Here is a 4,918-nt window from a genome sequence, read left to right as displayed (position 1 = left end):
AGCTCGTCCTCGGTGGCGTCGGCTTCCAGCTCTTCGAACGTCAGCGCCAACTGCTCGATCAGCCGCGCCGAACGTTCCGACCGTTGCCCGTAGATCTGATGCTTCAGCTTGGCGATCTGCAGCTTCTGCTGGGCGATCAGCGCCTCGTGTTCCGACGATTTCGCGCGGGCGACCGCGAGTTCAGCCGCAATCTCCAAACCTTTCGCGCGCTCGGCCGCCAGCGCCTTCTTCAGGGCGGCAACGTCATCCGGAACAGCGTCGCGGTCAGCATCCATGCGACGCAGTGAATCACAGATTGAACGCGTTGGGACTCCTCAAAATGCAAAAAGCCGCTGCGGATTCTATGCTCAGCCCGCACTATGCGGCCGCCAACTCAGCTGCGGATTCCGCCAGTCGATGCCCTCCAGCGAGGGCCTTTGTTGATGCCCCTACTTTTCATGGTGATCCTCCCTCAGATCGATCTTCGCGACACGGTGATGTCTCAAGCTGCGAATGGCTTGCAAGGAGGTTGCGTTGTCGGGAAAGAGAAAGCGGCCTGAAGGCTCCCGGAGGGTCAGGATGCTCCCTCGCTTGAGCTGAACATAGATCCACTTGGTGGGAATCCCGAGGCGGGTTGCCAATTGGGTTACTGTCAAATGGTCTGCGACCGCCGGCCATCGTGTTTGCCGATGTTGCACCTTGAGGCGGCGTTTAAGACGAATGCGCTGGACCGTGATCGGCAGGACTTTATCCGCCTCCCATGGCGAGTGATGCCCTTCCTGCGTCAGAATGCGCGCGATCTCATCGTCATGCATGCCCTCACGAGTCAGCGTGCATATGCGCTCCACCATCTCTCGGTGCCGCGGCAAGGCGGCCACGGCATTAACCGGTAGTGTGACCAGAAGCTCAGTAGTTGCGCCACCGCGCCACACGATGCGCACCTCGGCCTTGTCGCGGGCGCAACGACGCATCACGACCTTTTCGATCAGACAGCGCAAGAGCGCCTTACGATGATCCCTGCGGGTCGCCGGATTCTCCCACAGCGCCGGAAGACGATTTCCGAGGGCGATCACCTTGGCACGCACATCGTGAGGAACGCCCAAGGGTTCATTGGCCTTGGGCATCTTTCGCTGGGTCAACGCTTCCTCAGCTCGGCGCAGCTCCGACAGAGCGGCTTCCCACCGCCGCTCGAGCTCGCCGGTCACCAGCCGGTTGTCGGGATCGGCGCGATTGAACTGGCGCTCGGCGAGGGCTGCTTGATAGCGAAGCCTCTCGACCTGCTGCTCCTCAGCGTAACACAGGGCTCTTTCGGATTGCAGATGGGTTTTGCGCGCTTTGGACAACGCATCGATTTCCGCCGGCGCCACCGCTTCCAAGAATGCCGCTGCAACCTGTGCGTCGATCGGTGCAGCACGCAGGTTCTGACACTCCGGCGCACCGCGCTGGATTTTCAAATAATTGCAGACATATTGACTGCCGCCCTTGTAACGCACGGCCATCTTGTGTCCGCATTCGCCACAATAGGTGATACCGTGAAGCAGGGCTGCCCCATCCCGCGGGATGCCACGGCTCTTGATGTGCTGGTACTCCGCTCGATTGTCGCGCAGCATCGCCTGGATCTTCTCGAAGGTCTCCCAATCGATGTAGGTCGGGTACTTTTCCCTCACCACGATCCTCCAGTCCGTTCCACGACGCGGAGCTTTTTGGGGACGCTCTCCCGGTATTTGGGATGGCTTCTGCCAAGTCCTTCCATAGACAAAGGCGCCTGCATAGGCCGGATTCTTGAGGATCGCTGTCACGGCTGACACCGTCGCAGGCTGCCAGCGCAGATCGCCATGGCGGTCGCGGCGAGGCAGTGCCAAGCCGCGGCCAACAAAGGCCCGCATCACTTGCGCGGCGGTCCGTACTTTCAGGAAGGTCTCGAAGAGCAGCAACAGGCGCCCCTGCACCTCGAGATTCGGGTCCTTGGTGACCACCCCAGAAGGATCGCGGACAAGGCCCGCCGGCAGTTGCAGGGCCAAGTCACCGCGTTCGGCTCTTGCCAAAAGCCCAGCCGTCATCCGGCTTTTGATCGTGTGCAATTCCAGCTCTGAGATCGTACCCTTCAGGCCGAGCAGCAGGCGGCCATTGGGGGTTCCGGGATCGTAGATGCCGTCACGGTCGGCGATCAAACAACGGCGGTGCCCGCAGACATCAAGCAGCGGGTACCAATCCGAACAATTGCGCGCCAGGCGCGTCACGTCCATCGATAGAATAAGACCGACCTCGCCAAGAGTGACGCGTGCGACCAGATCCTTAAATCCTTTCCGGTGGGCTGCCGCAGCGCCACTCTGCCCAAGATCGCTATCAATCACATCGATGTCGACCTCGCGCCATCCGAGCTCGCGAGCGCGCTGTGAGAGGGCATACTGAAGCTTGAGGCTTTCTTGATTGTTGATCACTTGGTGTGGCGTCGATTGCCGCACATACACCACTGCTTTGCGGTCCAGGTGATCCGGCTTGACGAGTTCCGAGCCCATCGCTCATCTCCCGCAGGACTTGGCCGAAATCTTCTGCGATCGCTTGCCGGAGCGTTTCCGGCAAACCGCGCCAGACCTCTCGAGGTTCCGATGGGCATGCGCCCCCGCTCTCTTCGGCCAACGCGATTAAGTCCTGCAGCGCGTCGAGGCTCAGCTTGGTCGGCGCGGCGCACGGCAAGCCGTTCCGCTCAAGATTCGTCACCCCGAGCGGCAGAAGAAGCGTGAGACCGAATCGGTAATGTACACGCGCAAAGAGCTCCTTGCACGCTCCACGCGTGGTCGTCTCCTTACCGATCGAGATCAATCGATAGCGCCGGCCATAAAGCGGATGACGCGGATCGACGACTTCCACCTCTTCGAAGGTGGCTACGTCATCGTCACTCTTATGGGCATCTCCCGATGCCCTCGAGCATGTAAGCCATTTGCGCCGCTGAGATCGATACCGCGCCGGCCGACGCCGCGGGCCAAATGAACTTGCCACGGTCAAGGCGTTTGGCATAGAGCGACATACCCAGCCCATCGTGCCAGAGAATCTTGACTAGATCACCGCGGCGGCCCCGGAAGATGTAGAGATCGCCGGCATGAGGATCGCGCTTCAAGCTCTCCTGAACCGTGAGAGCCAGGCTTTGCATGCCGCGACGCATGTCGGTGTGGCCAGTGGCGATCCAGACCCTGACGCCGCTCGGGATCGGGATCATCGCCGTCTCAAAAGTTCAAGAACCCGCCGCAGCGCCTCGGTGTCGACGTCCCCATCAACGCGCACGCGCCAGCCGCCGCCAATCTCGATCTCGATGATTCCAGTCCTTGCGCGCTGTGCAGGGGGTGAAGACGCAGTTTGCGGCGTGCTGATCGATGCCGGTGTTGGCGCAGGTGTGATCTCGACGGGAACAAGAGCCGGCACGACATCCCCGCTCAGCCGGCCATCGCGCGCCAAACGGCGCCACGTGAACAATTGGCTCGTAGACAACCCGTTGCGCCGCGCCGCCACCGACACCAATCGTGGCCCGCTATAACTCTCGGCGGAGTTATGCGGGAAGCTGGGTGATGACGGCCTGAGATAGGCGGCGTATCGAGGCGGGTGTCGAAGCCTGCCAGAACCTCTCAAGGAGAGCGATACGCCATGAACGAGACTAGCAACATTGTCCCGCTTCGTCAGCCCGACGCGATCGATGATCCACTGACCAATATCCTGCGCGCTGGTGCGCGGCAGCTTCTGGCGCAGGCTGTCGAGGTCGAAGTCGAGACCTTTCTTGCCACGGTGAAGGACTTGAAGCTTGCCGACGGACGCGCCCGTGTCGTGCGGCATGGCTACGGCCCGGCGCGGACGATCCAGACCGGCATCGGCCCGGTCGAGGTCGCGCGGGCGAAGATTCGCGACCGCGGGGCGGCCAGCGATGGCGAGCGGATCCGGTTCAGCTCGGCGATCCTGCCGTTGTGGGCACGGCGGACCAGAAGTCTGGATGCGCTGTTGCCGGTGCTCTATCTACGCGGCATCTCGACCGGCGATTTCCAGGAGGCGCTGACGGCCTTGCTGGGCAAGGAGGCGCCGAACCTGTCGCCCGCGGTGATTTCCCGGCTGACGGCCGAGTGGCAAGGCGAGTACGAGCGCTGGCAGAAGCGCGATCTGTCGGCGCGGCGATATGTGTACGTGTGGGCCGATGGCGTCTTCCTGCAGGCCCGCATGGAAGACCACGGCGAGTGCATGCTGGTGCTGATCGGCGCAACGCCAGAAGGCAGGAAGGAACTGATCGGCTTTCAGGTCGGCGTGCGGGAGAGCGCGCAGAGCTGGCGCGAGCTCCTGATCGACGTCAAGCAGCGCGGATTGCAGATCGCGCCCGAAATTGCCGTCGGCGACGGCGCACTCGGCTTCTGGAAGGCGCTTGACGAGGTCTTTCCCGGCACCCGGCACCAGCGCTGCTGGGTGCACAAGACCGTGAATGTCCTGGACAAGGTCCCTCTCTCGGTGCAGGCCACCATGAAGAAAGATTTGCGCGAGGTCTATTGGGCGCCGAGCCGGGCGTCCGCCGAAGCGGCGATCGACGTCTTCGCCGAGAAATACCGCGCCAAGTACGGCCGGGCGGTCGAATGTCTGATCAAGGATCGCGACGCGCTGCTGGCCTTCTACGACTTTCCTGCCGAACATTGGGATCACTTGCGCACGACCAATCCCATCGAGAGCGTGTTCGCCACCGTGCGGCACAGGACGGTGCGCACCAAGGGCTCGTTGTCGCCGACCACCGCCAAGCTGATGGTATTCAAACTGGTGATCGCCGCATCAAAGACCTGGCGGCGGCTCAAAGGCACAAATCAGTTGCCGAAGGTCATCGCAGGTGTCAGATTCAACGACGGCATCGAGGTCATCCAAATGCCGGCAACCCACGCCGCCTGATCACCTCGTCACCCAAAATCCCGCATAGCTC

4 protein-coding genes are annotated in these 4,918 nt (G+C 62.0%); 1 reads left to right on the top strand and 3 read right to left on the bottom strand.

The annotated features are described in order from the left end of the window. The 3 genes from AXW67_RS23090 to tnpB form a co-directional block, all read right to left on the bottom strand. A partial coding sequence (locus tag AXW67_RS23090) for a transposase (protein WP_201723703.1) occupies positions 1-275 on the bottom strand: 275 nt, incomplete at its 3' end. Positions 276-428: 153 nt separating this feature from the next. Beyond that, positions 429-2,498 (bottom strand): recombinase family protein, encoded by a 2,070-nt coding sequence (locus tag AXW67_RS23085; protein WP_063679692.1) that lies wholly within the window; start codon positions 2,496-2,498, stop codon positions 429-431. Between the two features lie 383 nt (positions 2,499-2,881). Beyond that, positions 2,882-3,196 carry an IS66 family insertion sequence element accessory protein TnpB gene (gene tnpB, locus AXW67_RS23080; protein ID WP_063679691.1) on the bottom strand — a complete coding sequence of 105 codons (315 nt, stop codon included), beginning with the start codon at positions 3,194-3,196 and terminating at the stop codon, positions 2,882-2,884. Positions 3,197-3,618: 422 nt separating this feature from the next. On the opposite strand from tnpB, the gene AXW67_RS23075 reads away from it, so the two are divergent. After that, the gene (locus AXW67_RS23075; protein ID WP_063678926.1) at positions 3,619-4,887 is read left to right on the top strand and encodes an IS256 family transposase; all 1,269 of its coding nucleotides are present in this window, start codon (positions 3,619-3,621) and stop codon (positions 4,885-4,887) included. The last annotated feature ends 31 nt before the right edge of the window (positions 4,888-4,918 follow it).

Source organism: Bradyrhizobium neotropicale (assembly GCF_001641695.1).
In the GTDB taxonomy this organism is placed as follows: Bacteria; Pseudomonadota; Alphaproteobacteria; order Rhizobiales; family Xanthobacteraceae; genus Bradyrhizobium; species Bradyrhizobium neotropicale.
This window is presented reverse-complemented; position numbering and strand designations above follow the sequence as displayed.